Genomic DNA, 20,322 nt, shown 5'->3' with positions numbered 1-20,322 from the left:
GTGGCTTGTTGGTTTTTCGACCATTGACGAGGCACGACGATGAGCGCACTGGTAGGCGTGATCATGGGCTCCAAGTCCGACTGGAGCACCCTCAGCCACACCGCCGAGATGCTGGACAAGCTGGGCATCCCCCATGAGGTGAAGGTGGTGTCCGCCCACCGCACCCCGGACCTGTTGTTCCAGTACGCCGAAGAGGCCGAGGCCCGTGGCATCGAGGTGATCATCGCCGGCGCCGGCGGTGCCGCCCACCTGCCGGGCATGTGCGCCGCCAAGACCCACCTGCCGGTGCTCGGCGTGCCGGTGCAGTCGTCCATGCTCTCGGGCGTCGACTCGCTGCTGTCCATCGTGCAAATGCCCGCCGGCATCCCGGTCGGCACCCTGGCCATCGGCAAGGCCGGTGCGATCAACGCCGCCCTGATGGCCGCCAGCATCCTCGGCGGCAAGTACCCGAAGTACCACGTTGCGCTGAAGGACTTCCGCCGCGAGCAGACCGACATGGTCCTGGACAACTCGGACCCGCGTGAGGCCTGACCCATGAAGATCGGCGTTATCGGTGGCGGCCAGCTGGGCCGCATGCTGGCCCTGGCGGGCACTCCGCTGGGCATGAGCTTCGCCTTCCTCGACCCTGCGCCGGACGCCTGCGCCGCCGCCCTGGGCGAGCATATCCGCGCCGACTACGGCGACCAGGACCACCTGCGCCAACTGGCCGACGAGGTGGACCTGGTGACCTTCGAATTCGAGAGCGTGCCGGCCGAGACGGTGGCCTTCCTCTCGCAGTTCGTGCCGGTCTACCCGAGCGCCGAGTCCCTGCGCATCGCCCGCGACCGCTGGTTCGAGAAGTCCCTGTTCAAGGACCTCGGCATTCCCACGCCGGAGTTCGCCGATATCCAGTCCCAGGCCGACCTCGACGGCGCGGCCGCCCGCATCGGCCTGCCGGCGGTGCTCAAGACCCGTACCCTGGGCTATGACGGCAAGGGCCAGAAGGTCCTGCGCAAGGCTGACGATGTAGCCGGCGCCTTCGCCGAGCTGGGCAGCGTGCCCTGCATCCTCGAAGGCTTCGTGCCCTTCACCGGCGAAGTGTCCCTGGTTGCGGTGCGTGCCCGTGACGGCGGGACGCGCTTCTACCCGCTGGTGCACAACACCCACGAGAACGGCATCCTGCGCCTGTCCGTCGCCAGCACCGACCACCCGCTGCAGGCCCTGGCCGAGGACTATGTCGGCCGGGTGCTGGAGAAGCTCGACTACGTCGGCGTGCTGGCCTTCGAGTTCTTCGAGGTGGACGGCGGCCTGAAGGCCAACGAGATCGCCCCGCGGGTGCACAACTCCGGCCACTGGACCATCGAAGGCGCCGAGTGCAGCCAGTTCGAGAACCATCTGCGCGCCGTCGCCGGCCTGCCCCTGGGCCCCACCGCCAAGCTCGGGGAGAGCGCCATGCTCAACTTCATCGGCGAAGTGCCGGCTGTGGACAAGGTCGTCGCCATCGCCGACTGCCACCTGCACCACTACGGCAAGGCCTTCAAGGCCGGCCGCAAGGTGGGCCACGCCACCATCCGCAGCGCCGATCGCGCCACCCTCGATCGGCAGATCGCCGAAGTCGAAGCGCTGATCGCCAAGGGCTGACGAACCACCGGCCGCCCCGCAGGGGGCGGTCGATGGCGAGCCTTCCCGCAGCCAACTAGGCTCAGGCATGCCTCAACTACCTTCGGAGGGCATGACATGGGCATCATCGGCACCATCATCATCGGGCTGATCGTTGGCCTGATCGCACGCTTCATCAAACCCGGCGACGACAGCATGGGCTGGATCATGACGATCCTGCTCGGCATCGGCGGTTCGCTGTTGGCCACCTATGGCGGCCAGGCCCTGGGCATCTACCAGGCCGGGCAGGCAGCGGGCTTCATCGGCGCGGTGGTAGGCGCGGTGGTGCTGCTGGTGGTCTACGGCTTCATGAAGAAGAGTTAGCTGACCGCTCCTTGGTGGGGCTGGGAACCGCCGCGGTGCGGGGGTAGTCTTGGCGCCTGACGTTCCCGCCCCACGCTTGCGAGTCCTTCCATGCGCCGTTTCGCCTGCCTCCTGCTGCTGTTCTGCTGCACCTTCGCCCGTGCCGAACTCCCCGAAACCGACTGGTTGGACCTGATGCCGCCCGAGGACCGCAAGGCCCTCGAAGAAATGCCGGAAATCAGCCACGACAGCCCCGAGGCCGATGGCACCTTCGGCCAGAAGGGCGGCCTCAAGCAGCAGAAGGACCTGCCGGCAGTGATGTATTCGGCCAGGACGGTGGCCGCGCTGGACGGCAAGGCGATCCATATCGGCGGCTATCCGGTGCCCCTGGAAAGCGACGCCAAGGGTCGCAGCACCCTGTTCTTCCTGGTGCCCTATCCGGGCGCCTGCATCCACGTGCCGCCGCCACCGCCGAACCAGATCGTCCTGGTGCGCTATCCCAGGGGCATCCAGTTGGACGACATTTATGCGCCCATCTGGGTGGACGGCACGCTGAAGGTGGAAAAGGTCAGCAACGACCTGGCCGACGCCGCCTATGCCCTGGACGCCGGTAGCGTGCGGCTGGTGGAAGAGGGCGATCTCTGATCCTCTGCCCCCTGCCGTTGGCGGGAGAGGGCTCTTTTAGCCCCTCTCCCTCTGGGAGAGGGGTTGGGGTGAGGGGGCAGGCCTGCGGCCTGCTTGGCGAATGAATTCGCCCCTACAGTGATCAGAGCGGTTTGCTGCCGACCTTGAGCGCCATGCGCTGCTCTTCGCCGGGCTTGAGCACCAGGAAGTCGTCCATTACCCGCGCGGTTTCGATGCAGAGCATGCCCTGCCAGGCGTCCTCGCCGAATTGGCTGAGGCGCTTGGCCTTGTCGATCCAGGGATTCCACACCACAGCCGACGACGAGCCGCTGACCTCCAGTTCGATGCGACGCTTCCATGAGCGGTCGAGGATGGCCATGCGCGTGGGCGTTTCCAGGTAGATGCGGTCGGTTTCGCCGTTGAAGGCGATATTCCCCCGCTGTTTGCACTGCTGCCATTCTTCCAGGGTCTCGATATAGCGGCAGCCGTCCAGGCCCTCGACTTCCACCTCGTGGATGTCGCCGACGGCGAAATAGCTGTGCAGCGCCTGGCTGATGGCCAGGGGCGCGTCGCCGACGTTGTGGCTGGAGAGCGTCAGCTGCAGTTGCTCGTCCAGGCGGATGTCCAGGCGCAGCTTCGCGGCATGGGGCCAGCCGGGCAGCAGCGGGCTGCGGCTGTCGAGGGTGAAGGCCAGGTGGACGGCAGGGCCGTCGGTGTCGATGTTCAGCAGCTCCCAGTCGAGTTCGCGTACCAGGCCATGGGCCGGGCAGATCGGCCCGCCCTCGTGCATGCCCTGGACCTGCGCCGGATTGCGCCGCAGGTCGCCGAACCAGGGCCAGCACACCGGTACGCCGCCGCGCACGGCCTTGCCCTTCTGGTACGCCGCCTGGCCGCTCAGCCAGATCACCGGCTCCTCGCCATGGGGCTGATAGCTCAGCACCTGTGCACCTTGCTGGGCCACCAGCAGTTCCGCGTGACGGGTATGCACCCGCCAGCACGCCAGTTCATCCACCTCGAGTTGTTCCACGGTGGGCAGGGTTTCGTCGTACATCGCAATCTCCGCTTGCTGTGCTGTCGGGCCGCCGGGGCGCCATCTGCTATTTCGAATCAGCATGGCAGAGGCGGCAAGGGCTTTCTCGGGATTCGACCAAGAGTTCGCTGAATGGGTTGCGAATGACTTGATTTTGACGCGTTCGCATTTGCTCATCGCAAGTGCGGGTCCACTTGTCGGCGTTTTGACATGGATGGTCAGAGGAGCCGCCGGACCCGACTTGCGGTTGGCACCGCTAAGGCCGTGATTTCTCGACGCTCCTTGGCAGAAGGCCGGCCGCGTGCGGGACGTTGGTGCCGAAAGGGCCCCCACCGACGGACCTAGACTTTTCTTGATCGCTCGCAAGTGGAGTCGATGCCATGCGCAAGCTACTGATAATTATTCCTATTTTGCTCACCCTGGCGGCGCTGGCGGGCTTCTGGGCGCGCCCCGAGCCGGTGCCGGTGCAACTGGTGGAGGTGGCCAAGGGCGAGGTGGAAACCCTGGTGGCCAACACCCGCGCGGGTACCGTGAAAGCCTGCCGGCGTGCCCATCTGTCGTTCAAGACCGGCGGTCAGGTGAGTGAGCTGCTGATCCATGCGGGGCAGAGGGTGCAAGCCGGCGATGTGCTCATGCGCCTGCGCCAGGACGACCTGCAGGCGCGGGTGGACGAAGCCCGCGCGCGGCTGGACGCCCAGCGCAACCTGCGCGAGCAGAGCTGCAGCCAGGCCAGCCAGGACCAGCGCGACCTGCAGCGTCTGGACCGCCTCGCCGAACGCAAGCTGGCCCCCCAGGACCAGCTGGACCAGAGCGCCACTCGCGCGCGCCTGTCGCAGCTCTTGTGCAGCGGCGGCGAGGCGAAGATTCGCGAGGCCGAAGCCAGCCTTGAGTTGCACCTGGCACAACTGGACCAGGCCACCCTGCGTGCACCCTTCGCCGGCATAGTCGCCGAGATCAACGGCGAGCTGGGCGAAGTGGTCACGCCCTCGCCGCCGGGCATTCCAACGCCGCCGGCGGTGGATCTGATCGACGACCAGTGCCTCTACGTCGAAGCCCCCATAGACGAAGTGGACGCCGCGCTGGTGCGCCCCGGCATGCCGGTGCGCATCACCCTCGACGCCTTCGGTGGGCGCAGCTTCGCAGGCCGGGTCAGCCGCATCGCGCCCTTCGTCCGCGAGCTGGAGAAGCAGGCGCGCACCGTCGACGTCGAAGTGAAGTTCGAGCGTGTGCCAACGGACCTGATGCTGCTCAGCGGCTACAGCGCCGACGTGGAAATTCTTCTTGCCCAGCGTGAACAGGCCCTGCGAGTGCCCACCGAAAGCCTGCTGGAAGGCGGCAGGGTGTTGCGCTACGACCCCAGCAACGGCCACCTGCGCGAGCAGAAGGTGGAAATCGGCCTGGCCAACTGGCGCTGGAGCGAAGTGAAGGACGGGCTGGCGGCCGGCGACCGTATCCTGCCCAGCCTGCAGCAGGAGGGCCTGGCCGACGGTAGCGTGGTCAGCCCCAGCGGCGAGGTGCAGGAGCACGGGCGGTGATCCTCATGCACCAGGTCAGCCGCAGCTTCCTGCTGGGCGAGCAGCAGGTGCGCGGCCTCGACCACCTCGACCTGGAAGTGGCGGACGGCGAGTACCTGGCCATCACCGGGGCCTCCGGTTCCGGCAAGTCCACCCTGTTGAACATCCTCGGGCTCCTGGACGCTCCCGACAGCGGCGAATTCTGGCTGGACGAGGAGCCCACCGCGGCTCTCGGCGAAGAGCGTCGTGCCGCCCTGCGCAGCCGTCTGATCGGCTTCGTCTTCCAGTCCTTCCACCTGATCCCGCGCCTCACCGCCCTGGAAAATATCGAGTTGCCCATGCTGCTGGCCGGTGTCGACCCCGCCGAACGCCATCGCCGCGGCCTGCTGCTGGCCGAACGCCTGGGCCTGGGCGAGCGGCTGCGACATCACCCGGCCGAGCTGTCCGGCGGCCAGCGCCAGCGCGTGGCCATCGCCCGCGCCATGGTGATGCGGCCCCGCCTGCTGCTGGCCGATGAGCCCACCGGCAACCTCGACAGCCAGTCCGGCACCGAGGTGGTCGCCCTGTTGGAGGAGCTGAATGCCGAGGGCCTGACGCTGATCCTGGTGACCCACGACGCCCAGCACGCCGCCCGGGCCCTTCGACAGGTGCAGATGCGCGACGGACGCATACTCAGCGATCGCCGCCAGGGCGTGGTCGCCTGATGGACCTGCTGGATGCCTGCCGATTCTGGCTCGGCTCCCTGAGCGGGCACCGTTCGCGCAGTCTCATGCTGCTCCTGGCGATGGCGGTGGGCGTGTTCTTCGTGACCCTGCTGGGCGGCCTGGGGGAGGGCGCCCGGGCCTATGTGCTGGGGGAATTCTCCCTGCTCGGGCGGGATATCCTCATCGTCCTGCCCGGGCGCAATGAAACCACCGGCGGCATGCCGCCCATCACCGGCATGGCGCCGCGCCCGCTGACCCAGGCCGACGCCACGGCGCTCGGCCGCCTGCCGGCGGTGCAGCGGGTGGCGCCGTTGCATGCCGGGCAGCTGGAGGTCAGCCGCGACAACCGTAATCGCGAGGCCCTGACCCTGGGTACCACCCGGGCCTTTTTCGCCATCCGCCAGTTGCGTCTTGCCCAGGGCCAGGCGCTGCCGGAACTGGAGCCGGGAGAGGCGGAGCAGGTCTGCGTGATCGGAAGCCGCCTGCGCCGCGAGCTGTTCGGCAGCGCCCCGGCCCTGGGTCAGTGGCTACGCGCCGGTGACCGGCGCTTCCGGGTGATCGGGGTGCTGGACGAGCGTGGCGAATCCCTGGGGATGGACTTTTCCGAGGCGCTGATCGTCCCGGTGGCCAGTGCCGAGGCGTTGTTCGATCGCGAAGGGCTGTTCCGGATCTTCGTCGAGGCCCGTGGCCGCAGCTACCTGGACAGTGCCGGGCGCCAGGTGCTGGCGGTCCTCAAGGAGCGCCACCAGGGCGAGGAGGATGTCACCCTGCTCAGCCAGGACTCCATGCTCGCCGCCTTCGACGACATCCTTGGCGGCCTGACCCTGGCGCTGGCCGGCATCGCGGCCATCAGCCTGCTGGTGGCGGGCATCCTGATCATGAACGTGACCTGGATCTCCGTGCTGCAGCGCACCGCCGAGATCGGCCTGCTCAAGGCCGTGGGGGCCAGCTCGAACCAGGTGCGCCTGCTGTTTCTCGGTGAGGCGGCCCTGCTGGCGCTGCTCGGCGCCGGTTCCGGGCTGGCCCTCGGCGAGCTGCTGCTCTGGATCGGCCGGCTGGCCAGCGACCTGCCGTTGCAGGCGCCCTGGTGGGCGCGGCTCGGCGCGCCGGCCCTGGCCCTCGGCGCCGCGCTGTTGTTCGCCTGGCTGCCGGCCAGCCATGCCGCCGCCCAGGCGCCGGTCCAGGCACTGCGTCCGCAGGGCAGCCAGTGATGCGCTGGCGCGATGGTCTCGGCCTGTGTGGCTCGGCCCTTTCCAGCCAGCCCATGCGCAGTCTGCTGACCTTGCTCGGGGTGGCCATCGGCATCGCCGCCGTGGCGCTGCTCACCGCCATGGGCGAAGGGCTGCGTACCCGGGTGCTGGACAGCTTCGCCCAGTTCGGCACCCGGGTGGTCACGGTGCGTCCCGGCACTCTGCCGACGGGTGGTATCGGCGGGATTCTCGCCAGCGCGCGGCCGTTGACCATCGCCGACGCAGACGCCCTGGGGCGCCTGTCCCATGCGGAGGCGGTGGTGCCGATCATCCAGGGTAATGGCGATATCCAGGCCGCTGGGCGCCAGCGGCGGGTGGATATCCTCGGCAGCGGCTCCCAGCTGGCGGCCGCCTGGCGCGTGCAAATGGCCCAGGGGCAGTTCCTGCCGCCGTCGCGGGATGGCCGTACGCCACCCTATGTGGTGCTGGGGGCGAAGTTGGGCGTGGAGCTGTTCGGCGGCGCCAATCCGGTCGGCCAGCGGGTGCGGGTGGGGGGCATGAGCTTCCGGGTGATCGGGGTGATGGCGAGCAAGGGCAACCTGCTGGGTTTCGACCTGGACGATATCGCCTACATACCGGTGGACTGGGCGGGGCACCTGTTCAACCGCGAAGGCCTGGTGAAGATCCATGTGCTGTTCGACGACAGCGTAGCGGCCGAGGACTTCGCCGCGACCGTGCGGCGGCTGCTGGTGGAGCGTCACGGCCGCGAGGACTTCCGCATGACCTCCCAGGGCGACCTGCTGGGCAGCCTCGACCGCATCCTCGCCGCCATCACCCTGGGCATCGCCGCCCTGGGAGGAATCTCCCTGCTGGTGGGGGCGGTGGGCATCCTCACCATCATGACCACCACAGTGGGCGAGCGCACCGCCGAGATCGGCCTGCTCCGCGCGGTGGGCGCCGCACCGCGCCAGGTGCTGCTGCTGTTCCTGACCGAGGCGACGCTGCTGTCGGTGCTGGGCGGGCTGCTCGGGCTGGTAATGGTCTTCGTCCTGGTGGGCGGCCTGCGCCTGCTGGTGCCGGAGCTGCCCCTGCGCCTGGACCTGTCCCTGGTGCTGCTGGCGTTGCTGCTCTCGGCCCTGGTGGGCATGAGCGCCGGGCTGGCGCCGGCCCGGCGTGCGGCGAAGCTGCATCCGGTGGACGCGCTTCGCCTCTAGGTCGGGTCGGGCGGCGTTGGGCTGGTCCGTGGGAGATTCCGTATCAATCGAGGCGTAGGGTGGAAATCCCTTTGGGGATTTCCACCATCGGTGTCCTTGATTGGCCTCGCTGGTGGATAGAAAGGCGCTCTCCACCCTACACGGCTGATGGGGGCAGCTGCGCCGCCCTTGGCGATTGAAATCGCCCCTACAGGTTCTGCGTTGCGGCTCAGCCCCGGCGCGGCGGGACCGGGCGGGTGCGGCCGCTGCCGTCGATGGCAACGAAGACGAACACGGCCTCGGTGACCTTGCGCCACTCGCTGGACAGAGGGTCGTCGCTCCAGACTTCCACCAGCATCTGGATGGAGCTGCGGCCGATCTCCAGGGTCTGGGTGTAGAAGGAGAGCTGGGCGCCCACGGCCACCGGCACCAGGAACGCCATGCGGTCGATGGCCACCGTGGCCACGCGGCCCGCGGCCACCTTGCTGGCCATGGCGGTGCCGGCCAGGTCCATCTGGGAAACCAGCCAGCCGCCGTAGATATCGCCGAAGCCGTTGGTTTCCCGCGGGAGCGCGGTGATCTGCAGGGCGAGGTCGCCTTGCGGGGTGAGGTTCTCTTCTTCTTCGATTTCGATCATGCCGGGACTGCCTGTTTCGTGTGTGTGGCGCCAATGCCTGGAGAGGGGCGCTGCCCTTCCTTCCCTGTGCGCCGCCGACCCACTGCATGCCGACCTGCGCTGAACAGCGGGCAGTATATCGCCATGGGGCACCGCCAGACGACCGCTGTAGCGCGCTGGCAGCGGTTTTGTGGCTGAGACTGTGTACATTTGACGCTTTTTGATATGTTGCCAGGCGATTTTTCCGCCCAAGTAGCGGGAAACGCCCTGCACCCCCAGACGAGAATCCCAACAATGTCTTCCGTGCTTGCCTCCGAGGCGCCCGCCTCGCGCCCGCTGACCCGCAGCGACTACAAGACCCTGTCGCTCTCCGCCCTCGGCGGCGCCCTGGAGTTCTACGACTTCATCATCTTCGTGTTCTTCGCCGCGGTGGTGGGCAAGCTGTTCTTCCCCGCCGAGATGCCCGACTGGCTGCGCCAGCTGCAGACCTTCGGCATCTTCGCCGCCGGCTACCTGGCGCGGCCCCTGGGCGGTATCGTCATGGCGCACTTCGGCGATCTGCTGGGGCGCAAGCGCATGTTCACCCTGAGCATCTTCCTGATGGCGGTGCCCACCCTGACCATGGGCCTGTTGCCCACCTATGAACAGATCGGCATCTGGGCGCCGCTGGCGCTGCTCCTGATGCGGGTGATCCAGGGCGCGGCCATCGGCGGCGAAGTGCCGGGGGCCTGGGTCTTCGTCGCCGAGCACGTGCCGTCGCGGTATATCGGTTACGCCTGCGGCACCCTGACCTCGGGGCTGACCGCCGGCATCCTGCTGGGTTCGCTGATGGCGACCCTGATCAACAGCCTCTATTCCCCGGCCGAGGTGCTGGACTGGGCCTGGCGCCTGCCGTTCCTGGTGGGCGGCGTGTTCGGCCTGTTCGCCGTCTACCTGCGGCAATGGCTGCACGAAACCCCGGTGTTCGCCGAGATGCAGCAGCGCAAGGCGCTGGCCGACGAGGTGCCGCTGAAGACCGTGTTGCGCGAGCATCGTGGCGCCATCGTGCTGTCCATGCTGCTGACCTGGGTGCTGTCCGCCGCCATAGTCGTGGTCATCCTGATGACCCCGACCCTGCTGCAGACTGTCTACGGCTTCGAAGCCGCCACCGCGCTGAAGGCCAACAGCCTGGCCATCGTCCTGCTGTCCATCGGCTGCGTCGTGGCCGGTGTCCTGGCCGACCGCTTCGGCGCCGGGCGCACCTTCCTGGTGGGCGGCCTGCTGCTGGCGATCAGCTCCTGGACCTTCTACACCAGCCTCAAGGCCCATCCGGACTGGCTGTTCCCGCTCTACGCGCTGACCGGCCTGTTCGTCGGCACCATCGGTGCGGTGCCCTATGTGATGGTCAAGGCCTTCCCGGCGGTGGTGCGTTTCTCCGGCCTGTCCTTCTCCTACAACCTGGCCTACGCCATCTTCGGCGGCCTGACCCCGATGGTGGTGTCGCTGCTGATGAAGTGGGACAGCCTGGGGCCGGCCTACTATGTGGGGACGCTCTGCGGCGTGGCGGTGCTGATCGGGTTGTTCCTGATCGCGAAGAAGCGCTGACCGTGTTGCCCGGTGGAAATCCGCGTGTTGGATTTCCACCGGGATGGTGGATGGAAAAGCGCCATCCACCCGAACTGCGAAACCCCTCGACGGTGATGGGTTTCGCTCTACCCATCCTGCATGGACTGGGAGAGGGTTGGGGTGAGGGAAGCCGGCATCCTCTCGGGCCTCACTTCTTCGCCGCACTCACCCGCCAGACCTTGTTGCCCACATCGTCGGTCACCAGCAGGGCGCCCTTGCCGTCGAGCTTCACGTCCACCGGGCGGCCCTGGGCGTTGCCCTGCTCGTCGAGGAAGCCGGTCAGCAGGTCCACCGGCTGGCCGCTGGGCTTGCCGCCCTTGAAGGGTACGTAGATCACCTTGTAGCCACTGTGGGGGTTGCGGTTCCAGGAGCCGTGCTGGCCGACGAACAGGCCGTTCTGGAACTTCGGCAATTTGCTGCCCTTGGCGAAGGCGATGCCCAGGGATGCGGTGTGCGGGCCCAGGGCGTAATCGGGGACTATGGCCTTGGCCACCAGGTCCGGCCGCTGCGGCTGGACCCGCTCGTCCACATGCTGGCCGAAATAGCTGTAGGGCCAGCCATAGAAGCCGCCGTCCTTCACCGAGGTGATGTAGTCCGGTACCAGGTCGCTGCCGAGTTCGTCGCGCTCGTTCACCGCCGTCCACAGCTTGCCGGTCTGCGGTTCCCAGGCCAGCCCGTTGGGGTTGCGCAGGCCGGTGGCGTAAAGGCGCTTGTTGCCGCTGGCGCGGTCCAGTTCCCAGATGGCGGCGCGGCCTTCTTCGGCCTCCATGCCGTTCTCGCCGACATTGCTGTTGGAGCCCACCGTTATATAGAGCTTGCGGCCGTCGCGGCTGGCGATGACGTTCTTGGTCCAGTGGTGGTTGAGGCCGGCGGGCAGGTCGGTGACCTTGGTGCCCGGCTCGACGATCTCGGTGGCGCCCTTGACGTAGGGGAAGCGCATCAGTGCGTCGGCGTTGGCGACGTAGAGGTCCTTGCCCACCAGGACCATGCCGAAGGGCGAGTTGAGTCCCTTGATGAAGGTGCTGCGCAGGTCGGCCACGCCATCGCCATTGATGTCGCGCAACAGGGAGATGCGGTTGGCACTCTGCACCTGGGCACCGGCGCGTTTCATGAACAGGCCGGCAGCCCAGCTCTTCACCCCTGCCGGCCTGTCGGTCCCCGGTGCGGCGCTTTCCGCCACCAGCACGTCGCCGTTGGGCAGCACGTGGAGCCAGCGCGGATGCTGCAGGCCTTCGGCGAAAGCCTCGACACGGGTGCCCTCGGCAGCCACAGGCTTGGCGCCCGGCGCCCAGCCGACTGCCGGCGCGATGTTGACGGTGGGGATCAGGGTGCGTTTCGGCGGCGGCAACTGGGGGTTGGGGCCGATGCCGTCCTCGACCTTCAAGGTGGCCATTTCACCGCACGCCGTGCACAGGGCGAGCAGGGCGAGGGGCAGCAGGGGGTGACGCTTCATGGGGCGCTCTCCGGGTGGTTATCCGTGCTTTGACCGCGATTGGACAAGCGATAGTGGCCATTCATCCAATTGTCACAATCAATTCATAGAGTGGTCATACGGCCTCTCGATACTGGCCCCCGTTGCATTCAACCCCCTCGTCCTGCTTAGGAGCAAGGCATGAAACTGAAGCGTTTGATGGCGGCCCTGACCTTCGTCGCCGCCGGTGTCGCCACCGCCAGTGCGGTTGCCGCCGTCGACCCGGCCATCCCGGCCTACCAGAAGACCACTGGTGTTTCCGGCAACCTCTCCAGCGTAGGTTCCGACACCCTGGCCAACCTGATGACCCTGTGGGCCGAGGCGTACAAGCGCGAATACCCGAACGTGAACATCCAGATCCAGGCCGCCGGTTCTTCCACCGCGCCGCCGGCTCTGACCGAAGGCACCGCCAACCTGGGCCCGATGAGCCGCAAGATGAAGGATGTCGAGCTGCAGGCCTTCGAAGAGAAGTATGGCTACAAGCCGACCGCCGTACCGGTGGCCGTCGACGCCCTGGCGATCTTCGTGCACAAGGACAACCCCATCAAAGGCCTGACCATGCAGCAGGTCGACGCGATCTTCTCCGCCAACCGCCTGTGCGGTGGCAAGAGCGACGTCAAGACCTGGGGCGACCTGGGCGTGGCCGGCGACCTGGCTTCCAAGCCGATCCAGCTGTTCGGTCGTAACTCGGTATCCGGCACCTACGGCTACTTCAAGGAAGAAGCCCTGTGCAAAGGCGACTTCAAGGCCAACGTGAACGAGCAGCCGGGTTCCGCTTCCGTCGTTCAGTCCATCAGCCAGTCCGTCAACGGCATCGGCTACTCCGGCATCGGCTACAAGACTTCCAGCGTGAAGACCGTGCCCCTGGCCAAGAAGGAAGGCGGCGAGTTCGTTGAAGACAACGAGCAGAACGCCCTGAACGGCAGCTACCCGCTGTCCCGCTTCCTCTACGTCTACGTGAACAAGGCGCCGAACAAGCCGCTGGCTCCCCTGGAAGCCGAGTTCGTGAAGATGGTGCTGTCCAAGCAGGGTCAGGAAGTGGTCGTCAAGGACGGCTACATCCCGGTTCCGGCTAAAGTTGCTGAGAAGACCCTGAAGGAACTGGGCCTGTAATCCAGGCCGGATAAGGGGGCGGCGGCCTTGTGCACGCCGCCCCGCAAGGACGCAAGGGCGACGGGAGACCCCCGCCGCAGAAGCCCACCCGAGGCCTCCTCCGGGTGGGCTTCGCCACGTCAACTCGCTGTAATTTTTCTGTCACACGAAGACCGTAGGCTGTGCCCCCATCGTAAAAGCCTGTGCGCGCCGACTGTGGCAAGAGCCCGAATCCATGACTGACCTGGCCAACTCCCTGACAACACCGAAGAACCCACCCGCCCGCATCGACTTCAATACGCCTGCGCTGGTGCGCAAGCGCAAGATGCGCGCCCTGAAGGACCGCCTGACCCGCTGGTACGTGCTGGTGGGCGGCCTTGCCGTTCTCGGCGCCATCACCCTGATCTTCTTCTACCTGGCCTATGTGGTCCTGCCGCTGTTCCAGGGCGCCGAACTGACCGCGAAAAAGGTGCAGAGCCCGGCCTGGCTGCAACAGGACGCCGGCAAGCCGCTGCTGCTGGCCCTGGAAGAACAGAACATGGTGGGCCTGCGCGTCGCCGACAAGGGCGAGGTGCAGTTCTTCGCGGTGAAGGACGGCAACCTGCTGCAACGCCAGCAACTGCCACTGCCGGCGGGCGCCAGTGTGGTTTCCATCGGCCAGGACCAGCCCGGCAGCCCGCTGGTGGTGCTGGGCCTGTCCAACGGCCAGGCGCTGATCTTCAAGCACAGCTACAAGGTCACCTACCCGGACAACAAGAAGACCATCGAGCCCCAGGTCAGCTTCCCCTATGGCGAGACGCCCATGGTGCTGGACGCCCAGGGTCGCGCCCTGGAGCATGTCGCCCTCAGCATCAATGACGAGACCCTGATGCTGGCCGGTTCCACCGGCAACCAGCTGCACGTGCAGCAGGTGGTCAGCGAAGAGAACATGCTGACCGGCGAGACCACCCAGGAGCAGTCCCGCGTCGAGCTGCCGCAGATGGTCGAACCGATCAAGGCCATCTACATCGACCCGCGCCACCAGTGGCTCTACGTCCTCAACGGCCGTGCCCAGGCCGACGTCTTCAGCCTGCGCGAAAACGCCCTGAACGGCCGCTACAAGCTGCTGGAAGATGGCGAGCGCGAGATCACCGCCAGCACCATGCTGCTCGGTGGCATCTCCCTGATGGTGGGCGACTCCAAGGGCGGCATCAGCCAGTGGTTCATGGCTCGCGATCCGGATGGTTCCTCGCGCCTCAAGCACATCCGCGACTTCCAGCTGGGCAGCGCCCCGGTGGTGCAGATCACCCCGGAAGAGCGCCGCAAGGGCTTCGTCGCCCTGGACGCCACCGGCCACCTCGGCGTGTTCCACAGCACCGCCAACCGCACCCTGCTGGTGGAACCGGTGACCGACGCATCCGGCCTGCTGGCCCTGTCGCCGCGTGCCAATCGTGTCCTGGTCGAAGAGGGCGGTCAGCTGATGCCCTTCCGCCTGAGCAACCCGCACCCGGAGGTCTCCTGGAGCGCGTTGTGGGGCAAGGTCTGGTACGAGAGCTATGACGAGCCCAAGTACGTCTGGCAGTCCACGGCCGCCAACACCGACTTCGAGCCCAAGCTGAGCCTGGCGCCGCTGACCTTCGGCACCCTCAAGGCGGCCTTCTACGCCATGCTGCTGGCCGCTCCGCTGGCCATTGCCGCGGCCATCTACACCGCCTATTTCATGGCGCCGGCCATGCGCCGCAAGGTCAAGCCGGTCATCGAGCTGATGGAAGCCCTGCCCACCGTGATCCTGGGCTTCTTCGCCGGCCTGTTCCTGGCGCCCTATGTGGAAGGCCACCTGCCCGGCATCTTCAGTCTGTTGCTGCTTACGCCCATCGGTATCCTGCTGGCCGGCTTCATCTGGAGCCGCCTGCCGGAGTCCATCCGCCTGCGCGTGCCGGACGGCTGGGAAGCGGCCATCCTGATCCCGGTGGTGGGCTTCACCGCCTGGTTCGCGCTGGGCATGAGCCCGCTGCTGGAAAGCTGGTTCTTCGGCGGCGACATGCGCCTGTGGATCAGCAACGACCTGGGCATCACCTACGACCAGCGCAACGCCCTGATCGTCGGCCTGGCCATGGGCTTCGCGGTGATCCCGAACATCTTCTCCATCGCCGAAGACGCCGTGTTCAGCGTGCCCCGCAGCCTGACCTACGGTTCCCTGGCCCTGGGCGCCACGCCCTGGCAGACCATGACCCGCGTGGTCCTGCTGACCGCCAGCCCGGGCATCTTCTCGGCGCTGATGATCGGCCTCGGCCGCGCCGTGGGCGAGACCATGATCGTGCTGATGGCCACCGGCAACACCCCGGTGATGGAAGTGAACATCTTCGAAGGCATGCGTACCCTGGCCGCCAACGTGGCGGTGGAAATGCCGGAATCGGAAGTCGGCGGCAGCCACTACCGGGTGCTGTTCCTCTCGGCCCTGGTGCTGCTGACCTTCACCTTCATCATGAACACCCTGGCCGAGCTGATCCGTCAGCGCCTGCGCAAGAAGTACGCCTCTCTTTAAAAGCGCGCCTCGACAGAGGCGCATCCGATGACCCTCTCCCTTCAGGGAGAGGGTGGTCCGCAGGACCGGGAGAGGGATGTCTGGCCACGCGCCGACGCTCTTTCCCCAGCCCCTCCCTGATCGGAGAGGGGTGAACAACACGAAACCTCCGGCAGTGATGCGGGAGGAACTGGAAGACTCAAGCGGTGGAGAAATCCGTGAAAAAGGTTTCCCTGAAAAACTGGTTCAAGAGCGGCGCACCGGGCGTCTGGATAAGCGGCGGCGCGGTGTCCATCGCGGTCATCATGACCATAGGCCTGCTCTCGGTGATCGCCGTGCGCGGCCTGGCCCACTTCTGGCCGGCGGACCTGGTGGAGGCGCAGTACGTGGTGCCCGGCCAGGCCGCCAAGCCGGTGGTCGGCGAGGCGGTGCAGATCGAGGAAGTGTCCCGTGCGCGCCTGAAGGGCGCCGGTCTGCCGGTGCCGGAAGAGGGTCCGGAGTTCATGACCCGCGAATTGCTCAAGGTGGGCAACCGTGACGTCTACGGCAGCGACTTCACCTGGGTGGTGGGCGACTGGCTGCAGGAGCAGAAGTACCCGGTCGAACTGGTGGCGCTGGAGCGCCGCGAGTGGGGCAACTTCTACGGCCGCCTGGTCTCGGTCAAGGAAAACGGCCAGGTGGTGGCCGAAGGCGAGGCCGCCATGGCCGAGCTGCAGAAACGCCTGGAGCGCGTCAACGCCCTCTACGACCAGCTCTACCAGCTGGAGAAGAAGGACATCGGCGCCATCAACCATGGCCTCGAGCGCCTGCGCCTGCAGACCCGCAAGCTGGAGCTCAATGACGCCCTGAGCGCCGAGGCCCAGGCCGACATCGCCGCCGAGCGCGCCGAGCTGGAGCAGCGCTACAAGGGCCTGGAAGAGCGCCTGATGGGCCTGCACCAGGAGTTCAACCGCGACAGCGTGGTGGTCCGCGAGGCCGGTGGCAAGGAGCAGGAAATCAGCCTCGGCAAGGTGGTCCACGCCTACCAGCCGAACGCCATGGGCCTGTTCGACAAGCTCGGCTTCTACTTCGCCAAGCTCTGGGAATTCCTCGCCGACGACCCGCGCGAGGCCAACACCGAAGGCGGTATCTTCCCGGCCATCTTCGGCACCGTGATGATGACCCTGATCATGGCCGTGATCGTCACCCCCTTCGGTGTGATCGCCGCCATCTACCTGCGCGAATATGCCAAACAGGGCCCGCTGACCCGGGTGATCCGCATCGCGGTGAACAACCTGGCGGGTGTGCCGGCCATCGTCTACGGCGTGTTCGGCCTGGGCTTCTTCGTCTACGTGCTGGGCGGTTCCCTGGATCGCCTGTTCTTCCCCGAGTCCGCCCCCGCGCCGACCTTCGGCACCCCGGGCCTGCTCTGGGCATCCCTGACCCTGGCGATCCTCGCCGTGCCGGTGGTGATCGTCGCCACCGAGGAAGGCCTGGCACGGATTCCCCGTGCGGTGCGCGAAGGCTCCCTGGCCCTCGGCGCGACCAAGGCCGAGACCCTGTGGAAGGTGGTCCTGCCCATGGCCAGCCCGGCGATGATGACCGGCCTGATCCTCGCCGTGGCCCGCGCCGCCGGCGAAGTGGCGCCGCTGATGCTGGTGGGCGTGGTGAAGCTGGCGCCGAGCCTGCCGGTGGATGGCAACTACCCCTACCTGCACCTGGACCAGAAGATCATGCACCTGGGCTTCCACATCTATGACGTCGGTTTCCAGAGCCCGAACGTCGAGGCCGCGCGCCCGCTGGTGTACGCCACCGCGCTGCTGCTGGTGCTGGTGATCGCCCTGCTGAACTTCTCGGCCGTCGCCATCCGTAACCACCTGCGCGAGAAATACAAGGCGCTGGACAACTGACTCTCAGCTGGAAGCTGGAAGCTGGAAGCTGGAAGTCGCTTCGAGCTTCAAGCTTCAAGCTTCAAGCTTGAACGGAGTGAACCGCATGCAACACGAAACCCACAGCCACGGCGTCAACATTTCCGCCCTCGGCCGCGACAAGCAGAACCTGCGCCTGGCCGAGGAGACCGTTGCCCTCGAAGTGCCTGGCCTCTCCCTGTTCTATGGCGAGAAGCAGGCACTGCACAACGTCAGCATGAACATCCCGAAGCAGCGCGTGACCGCCTTCATCGGCCCGAGCGGCTGCGGCAAGTCCACCCTGCTGCGCTGCTTCAACCGCATGAACGACCTGGTGGACGGCTGCCGCGTCGACGGCGAGATCCGCCTGGACGGCAACAACATCTACCGCAAGGGCGAAGACGTGGCCGAACTGCGCCGCCGCGTGGGCATGGTGTTCCAGAAGCCGAACCCCTTCCCCAAGAGCATCTACGAGAACGTGGTCTACGGCCTGCGCATCCAGGGCATCAACAAGAAGCGCGTGCTGGACGAGGCTGTGGAGTGGGCGCTGAAGGGCGCCGCGCTGTGGGACGAGGTGAAGGACCGCCTGCACGAATCCGCCCTGGGTCTCTCCGGCGGCCAGCAACAGCGTCTGGTGATCGCCCGCACCATCGCGGTGGAGCCGGAAGTGCTGCTGCTCGACGAACCCTGCTCGGCCCTGGACCCGATCTCCACCCTGAAGGTGGAAGAGCTGATCTACGAGCTCAAGAACAAGTACACCATCGTCATCGTGACCCACAACATGCAGCAGGCGGCGCGGGTGTCCGACTACACCGCCTTCATGTACATGGGCAAGCTGATCGAGTTCGGCGACACCGACACCCTGTTCACCAACCCGGCCAAGAAGCAGACCGAGGACTACATCACCGGTCGCTACGGTTAAGCGCGCGAGCGCGCCAGCTTGAAGCGGAGGGCTTGAAGCTGGTAGCAGTGGTACGGGATATCGACTAACGGGCTTCAAGCTTCTGGCTTCAAGCTTCCAGCTTTCGCGGAGCGAAAACGAATGATCGACAAAGACAGCCTCACCCATCACATCTCCCAGCAGTTCAACGCCGAACTGGAGGAAGTGCGCAGCCACCTCCTGGCGATGGGCGGCCTGGTCGAGAAGCAGGTAAACGACGCGGTCACCGCGCTGATCGACGCCGACTCGGGCCTTGCCCAGCAGGTGCGCGAGATCGATGACCAGATCAACCAGATGGAGCGCAACATCGACGAAGAGTGCGTGCGCATCCTGGCCCGTCGCCAGCCCGCCGCTTCCGACCTGCGCCTGATCATCAGCATTTCCAAGTCGGTGATCGACCTGGAGCGCATCGGCGACGAAGCCTCGAAGATCGCCCGCCGCGCCATCCAGCTCTGCGAGGAGGGCGTGGCGCCACGCGGCTACGTCGAGGTGCGCCACATCGGCGACCAGGTGCGCAAGATGGTCCAGGAGGCCCTGGACGCCTTCGCCCGCTTCGACGCCGACCTGGCCCTGTCGGTGGCCCAGTACGACAAGAACATCGACCGCGAGTACAAGACCGCCCTGCGCGAGCTGGTCACCTACATGATGGAAGATCCGCGCGCCATCAGCCGCGTGCTCAACGTCATCTGGGCCCTGCGTTCCCTGGAGCGCATCGGCGACCACGCGCGCAACATCTCCGAGCTGGTGATCTACCTGGTGCGCGGCACCGACGTCCGCCACATGGGCCTGGCGCGCATGACCGAAGAGGTCAAGGGCAACGGCAAGGACGCCTCGCAAGGCTGACCCCGGACGTTTCCCTCCGAACGCCCGGCCCCGTGCCGGGCGTTCTGCTTCCGGGATCGCTGTAGGGTGCGCCATGCGCACCAGCCAGTCCGCGCAGCGGACCTTGCCGCAGGCTCCATCTTGCAAGACGAGTCGAAACAGGCTTGGCAAATGGCCATTGGCCGGGGCTATGCTTAGCCCCGTTTCCGAAGGAGCAGCCGATGGGCAAGGTCAATGTGCTGGTGGTGGACGACGCATCCTTTATTCGCGACCTGGTGAAGAAGGGGCTGCGCGACCATTTCCCCGGTATCCAGATCGAAGAGGCGATCAATGGGCGCAAGGCCCAGCAGCTGCTCGCCCGCGCCGGCGTCGACCTGATCCTCTGCGACTGGGAAATGCCCGAGATGTCGGGACTGGAGCTGCTCACCTGGTGCCGGGAGCAGGACAGCCTGAAGGCCACGCCCTTCATCATGGTCACCAGCCGCGGCGACAAGGAGAACGTCATCCAGGCCATCCAGGCCGGCGTTTCCGACTACATCGGCAAACCCTTTTCCAACGATCAGCTGGTCACCAAGGTGAAGAAGGCCCTGGCCCGCACGGGCCGGCTCGAAGCCCTGATGGCCAGCGCGCCGGTACGCCTGTCCGGCGGCTTCGCCAATGACTCCCTGGCGGCCCTCACCGGTGGCAGGGCCGAGGCGGTGCGTCCGGCCGGCGCCGCGCCGGCCCCGGCGGAGCCCGTGGCCAGGCCCGCCAACCCCGCACTGTCGGCCAGATCAGCCGCCCAGGCCCCGGGTGGCCGGGGCCAGGCCCAGCTGCGCCTGCCGGCCGGCATGCTGAGCTGTGTGATCAAGGCCCTGAGCCTGAAGGACGCGCAGCTGGTGGTGCGCCGCGGCGAGCCACTGCCGCAGGTGCTGGAAAGCGCGGTGCTCGATCTGGAGCAGGGCGAGGGTGGCGAAGTGGCGCGGCTCAACGGCTACCTGCACGGGATCGCCGCCCTGGAACCCAGGCCCGACAGCGAGTGGCTGCAGCTGACCTTCCGCTTCGTCGACCGCGACCCGCAGAAGCTCGACTACCTGTCGCGACTGATCGCCCGCGGTACGGCGCAAAAGCATTTCGTCCCCGGCGCCTGAGCGGCCAGCCAACCCCGTCACAGCCCGACGGGCGATGCCTCGCCCGCGGCCCGGCACGCTG

The 20,322-nt window shown here is 66.9% G+C and carries 18 protein-coding genes; 15 read left to right on the top strand and 3 right to left on the bottom strand.

Annotated elements, in window-relative coordinates:
• Positions 1-39 precede the first annotated feature (39 nt).
• The 4 genes from purE (at position 40) to ACFPU0_RS02655 (ending at position 2,586) form a co-directional block, all read left to right on the top strand.
• Positions 40-531 (top strand): 5-(carboxyamino)imidazole ribonucleotide mutase, encoded by a 492-nt coding sequence (purE, locus tag ACFPU0_RS02670; protein ID WP_377691230.1) that lies wholly within the window; start codon positions 40-42, stop codon positions 529-531.
• 3 nt (positions 532-534) lie between these two features.
• Positions 535-1,620: a 5-(carboxyamino)imidazole ribonucleotide synthase gene (locus ACFPU0_RS02665; RefSeq protein WP_377691229.1), complete on the top strand. Its 1,086-nt coding sequence runs from the start codon at positions 535-537 to the stop codon at positions 1,618-1,620.
• A 96-nt stretch (positions 1,621-1,716) separates the two neighbouring features.
• Positions 1,717-1,962, top strand: coding sequence for a GlsB/YeaQ/YmgE family stress response membrane protein (locus ACFPU0_RS02660; RefSeq protein WP_377691228.1), 246 nt, complete (start codon positions 1,717-1,719; stop codon positions 1,960-1,962).
• A 90-nt stretch (positions 1,963-2,052) separates the two neighbouring features.
• Complete coding sequence (locus tag ACFPU0_RS02655) at positions 2,053-2,586, top strand: DUF3299 domain-containing protein (protein ID WP_377691227.1); 534 nt, start codon at positions 2,053-2,055, stop codon at positions 2,584-2,586.
• Between the two features lie 121 nt (positions 2,587-2,707).
• Here the strand turns inward: ACFPU0_RS02655 and ACFPU0_RS02650 are convergent, their stop codons facing one another.
• Entirely contained in the window at positions 2,708-3,616 is a 909-nt protein-coding gene (locus ACFPU0_RS02650; protein WP_377691226.1) for a D-hexose-6-phosphate mutarotase, read from the bottom strand.
• 359 nt (positions 3,617-3,975) lie between these two features.
• Between ACFPU0_RS02650 and ACFPU0_RS02645 the strand changes: the two genes are divergently transcribed.
• From ACFPU0_RS02645 to ACFPU0_RS02630, 4 genes are read left to right on the top strand one after another with little or no spacing between them, the layout of a single operon-like run.
• Entirely contained in the window at positions 3,976-5,130 is a 1,155-nt protein-coding gene (locus tag ACFPU0_RS02645; protein ID WP_377691225.1) for an efflux RND transporter periplasmic adaptor subunit, read from the top strand.
• A 5-nt stretch (positions 5,131-5,135) separates the two neighbouring features.
• Positions 5,136-5,813 carry an ABC transporter ATP-binding protein gene (locus ACFPU0_RS02640; RefSeq protein ID WP_377691343.1) on the top strand — a complete coding sequence of 226 codons (678 nt, stop codon included), beginning with the start codon at positions 5,136-5,138 and terminating at the stop codon, positions 5,811-5,813.
• Positions 5,813-7,024, top strand: coding sequence for an ABC transporter permease (locus tag ACFPU0_RS02635; RefSeq protein ID WP_377691224.1), 1,212 nt, complete (start codon positions 5,813-5,815; stop codon positions 7,022-7,024). The genes ACFPU0_RS02640 and ACFPU0_RS02635 overlap by 1 nt, the downstream gene beginning before the upstream one ends.
• Positions 7,024-8,217 (top strand): ABC transporter permease, encoded by a 1,194-nt coding sequence (locus ACFPU0_RS02630; protein WP_377691223.1) that lies wholly within the window; start codon positions 7,024-7,026, stop codon positions 8,215-8,217. The genes ACFPU0_RS02635 and ACFPU0_RS02630 overlap by 1 nt, the downstream gene beginning before the upstream one ends.
• A 208-nt stretch (positions 8,218-8,425) precedes the next feature.
• Here the strand turns inward: ACFPU0_RS02630 and ACFPU0_RS02625 are convergent, their stop codons facing one another.
• The gene (locus ACFPU0_RS02625; RefSeq protein WP_003457836.1) at positions 8,426-8,833 is read right to left on the bottom strand and encodes an acyl-CoA thioesterase; all 408 of its coding nucleotides are present in this window, start codon (positions 8,831-8,833) and stop codon (positions 8,426-8,428) included.
• Between the two features lie 273 nt (positions 8,834-9,106).
• On the opposite strand from ACFPU0_RS02625, the gene ACFPU0_RS02620 reads away from it, so the two are divergent.
• The gene (locus ACFPU0_RS02620) at positions 9,107-10,396 is read left to right on the top strand and encodes an MFS transporter (protein ID WP_377691222.1); all 1,290 of its coding nucleotides are present in this window, start codon (positions 9,107-9,109) and stop codon (positions 10,394-10,396) included.
• A gap of 169 nt (positions 10,397-10,565) precedes the next feature.
• Here ACFPU0_RS02620 and ACFPU0_RS02615 read toward each other — a convergent pair whose 3' ends face one another.
• Positions 10,566-11,870: a PQQ-dependent sugar dehydrogenase gene (locus ACFPU0_RS02615; RefSeq protein ID WP_377691221.1), complete on the bottom strand. Its 1,305-nt coding sequence runs from the start codon at positions 11,868-11,870 to the stop codon at positions 10,566-10,568.
• A 159-nt stretch (positions 11,871-12,029) separates the two neighbouring features.
• Between ACFPU0_RS02615 and ACFPU0_RS02610 the strand changes: the two genes are divergently transcribed.
• The 6 genes from ACFPU0_RS02610 (at position 12,030) to ACFPU0_RS02585 (ending at position 20,261) form a co-directional block, all read left to right on the top strand.
• Positions 12,030-13,001 (top strand): phosphate ABC transporter substrate-binding protein PstS family protein, encoded by a 972-nt coding sequence (locus ACFPU0_RS02610; protein WP_377691220.1) that lies wholly within the window; start codon positions 12,030-12,032, stop codon positions 12,999-13,001.
• Between the two features lie 517 nt (positions 13,002-13,518).
• Positions 13,519-15,504, top strand: coding sequence for an ABC transporter permease subunit (locus ACFPU0_RS02605; RefSeq protein ID WP_377691342.1), 1,986 nt, complete (start codon positions 13,519-13,521; stop codon positions 15,502-15,504).
• Between the two features lie 197 nt (positions 15,505-15,701).
• Positions 15,702-17,372 (top strand): phosphate ABC transporter permease PstA, encoded by a 1,671-nt coding sequence (gene pstA, locus ACFPU0_RS02600; RefSeq protein WP_377691219.1) that lies wholly within the window; start codon positions 15,702-15,704, stop codon positions 17,370-17,372.
• Between the two features lie 85 nt (positions 17,373-17,457).
• Positions 17,458-18,291: a phosphate ABC transporter ATP-binding protein PstB gene (gene pstB, locus ACFPU0_RS02595; RefSeq protein ID WP_377691218.1), complete on the top strand. Its 834-nt coding sequence runs from the start codon at positions 17,458-17,460 to the stop codon at positions 18,289-18,291.
• A gap of 120 nt (positions 18,292-18,411) precedes the next feature.
• Positions 18,412-19,152 (top strand): phosphate signaling complex protein PhoU, encoded by a 741-nt coding sequence (gene phoU / locus ACFPU0_RS02590; protein ID WP_377691217.1) that lies wholly within the window; start codon positions 18,412-18,414, stop codon positions 19,150-19,152.
• 200 nt (positions 19,153-19,352) lie between these two features.
• Positions 19,353-20,261 (top strand): response regulator, encoded by a 909-nt coding sequence (locus ACFPU0_RS02585; protein ID WP_377691216.1) that lies wholly within the window; start codon positions 19,353-19,355, stop codon positions 20,259-20,261.
• Positions 20,262-20,322: the final 61 nt, after the last annotated feature.

The sequence above is a fragment of the Pseudomonas sp. GCM10022186 genome (assembly GCF_042656385.1).
Lineage (GTDB): Bacteria > Pseudomonadota > Gammaproteobacteria > Pseudomonadales > Pseudomonadaceae > Metapseudomonas.
Note: the sequence above shows the minus strand (reverse complement) of the source record. Positions and strands in the feature narration are given on the sequence as shown.

What these genes read in the sequence shown, in the direction of transcription:
- purE (WP_377691230.1), top strand. Translation starts at nt 40, where the DNA reads ATGAGCGCACTGGTAGGCGTGATCATGGGCTCCAAGTCCGACTGGAGC.
- ACFPU0_RS02665 (WP_377691229.1), top strand. Translation starts at nt 535, where the DNA reads ATGAAGATCGGCGTTATCGGTGGCGGCCAGCTGGGCCGCATGCTGGCC.
- ACFPU0_RS02660 (WP_377691228.1), top strand. Translation starts at nt 1,717, where the DNA reads ATGGGCATCATCGGCACCATCATCATCGGGCTGATCGTTGGCCTGATC.
- ACFPU0_RS02655 (WP_377691227.1), top strand. Translation starts at nt 2,053, where the DNA reads ATGCGCCGTTTCGCCTGCCTCCTGCTGCTGTTCTGCTGCACCTTCGCC.
- ACFPU0_RS02650 (WP_377691226.1), bottom strand. Translation starts at nt 3,616, where the DNA reads ATGTACGACGAAACCCTGCCCACCGTGGAACAACTCGAGGTGGATGAA.
- ACFPU0_RS02645 (WP_377691225.1), top strand. Translation starts at nt 3,976, where the DNA reads ATGCGCAAGCTACTGATAATTATTCCTATTTTGCTCACCCTGGCGGCG.
- ACFPU0_RS02640 (WP_377691343.1), top strand. Translation starts at nt 5,136, where the DNA reads ATGCACCAGGTCAGCCGCAGCTTCCTGCTGGGCGAGCAGCAGGTGCGC.
- ACFPU0_RS02635 (WP_377691224.1), top strand. Translation starts at nt 5,813, where the DNA reads ATGGACCTGCTGGATGCCTGCCGATTCTGGCTCGGCTCCCTGAGCGGG.
- ACFPU0_RS02630 (WP_377691223.1), top strand. Translation starts at nt 7,024, where the DNA reads ATGCGCTGGCGCGATGGTCTCGGCCTGTGTGGCTCGGCCCTTTCCAGC.
- ACFPU0_RS02625 (WP_003457836.1), bottom strand. Translation starts at nt 8,833, where the DNA reads ATGATCGAAATCGAAGAAGAAGAGAACCTCACCCCGCAAGGCGACCTC.
- ACFPU0_RS02620 (WP_377691222.1), top strand. Translation starts at nt 9,107, where the DNA reads ATGTCTTCCGTGCTTGCCTCCGAGGCGCCCGCCTCGCGCCCGCTGACC.
- ACFPU0_RS02615 (WP_377691221.1), bottom strand. Translation starts at nt 11,870, where the DNA reads ATGAAGCGTCACCCCCTGCTGCCCCTCGCCCTGCTCGCCCTGTGCACG.
- ACFPU0_RS02610 (WP_377691220.1), top strand. Translation starts at nt 12,030, where the DNA reads ATGAAACTGAAGCGTTTGATGGCGGCCCTGACCTTCGTCGCCGCCGGT.
- ACFPU0_RS02605 (WP_377691342.1), top strand. Translation starts at nt 13,519, where the DNA reads ATGGTGGGCCTGCGCGTCGCCGACAAGGGCGAGGTGCAGTTCTTCGCG.
- pstB (WP_377691218.1), top strand. Translation starts at nt 17,458, where the DNA reads ATGCAACACGAAACCCACAGCCACGGCGTCAACATTTCCGCCCTCGGC.
- phoU (WP_377691217.1), top strand. Translation starts at nt 18,412, where the DNA reads ATGATCGACAAAGACAGCCTCACCCATCACATCTCCCAGCAGTTCAAC.
- ACFPU0_RS02585 (WP_377691216.1), top strand. Translation starts at nt 19,353, where the DNA reads ATGGGCAAGGTCAATGTGCTGGTGGTGGACGACGCATCCTTTATTCGC.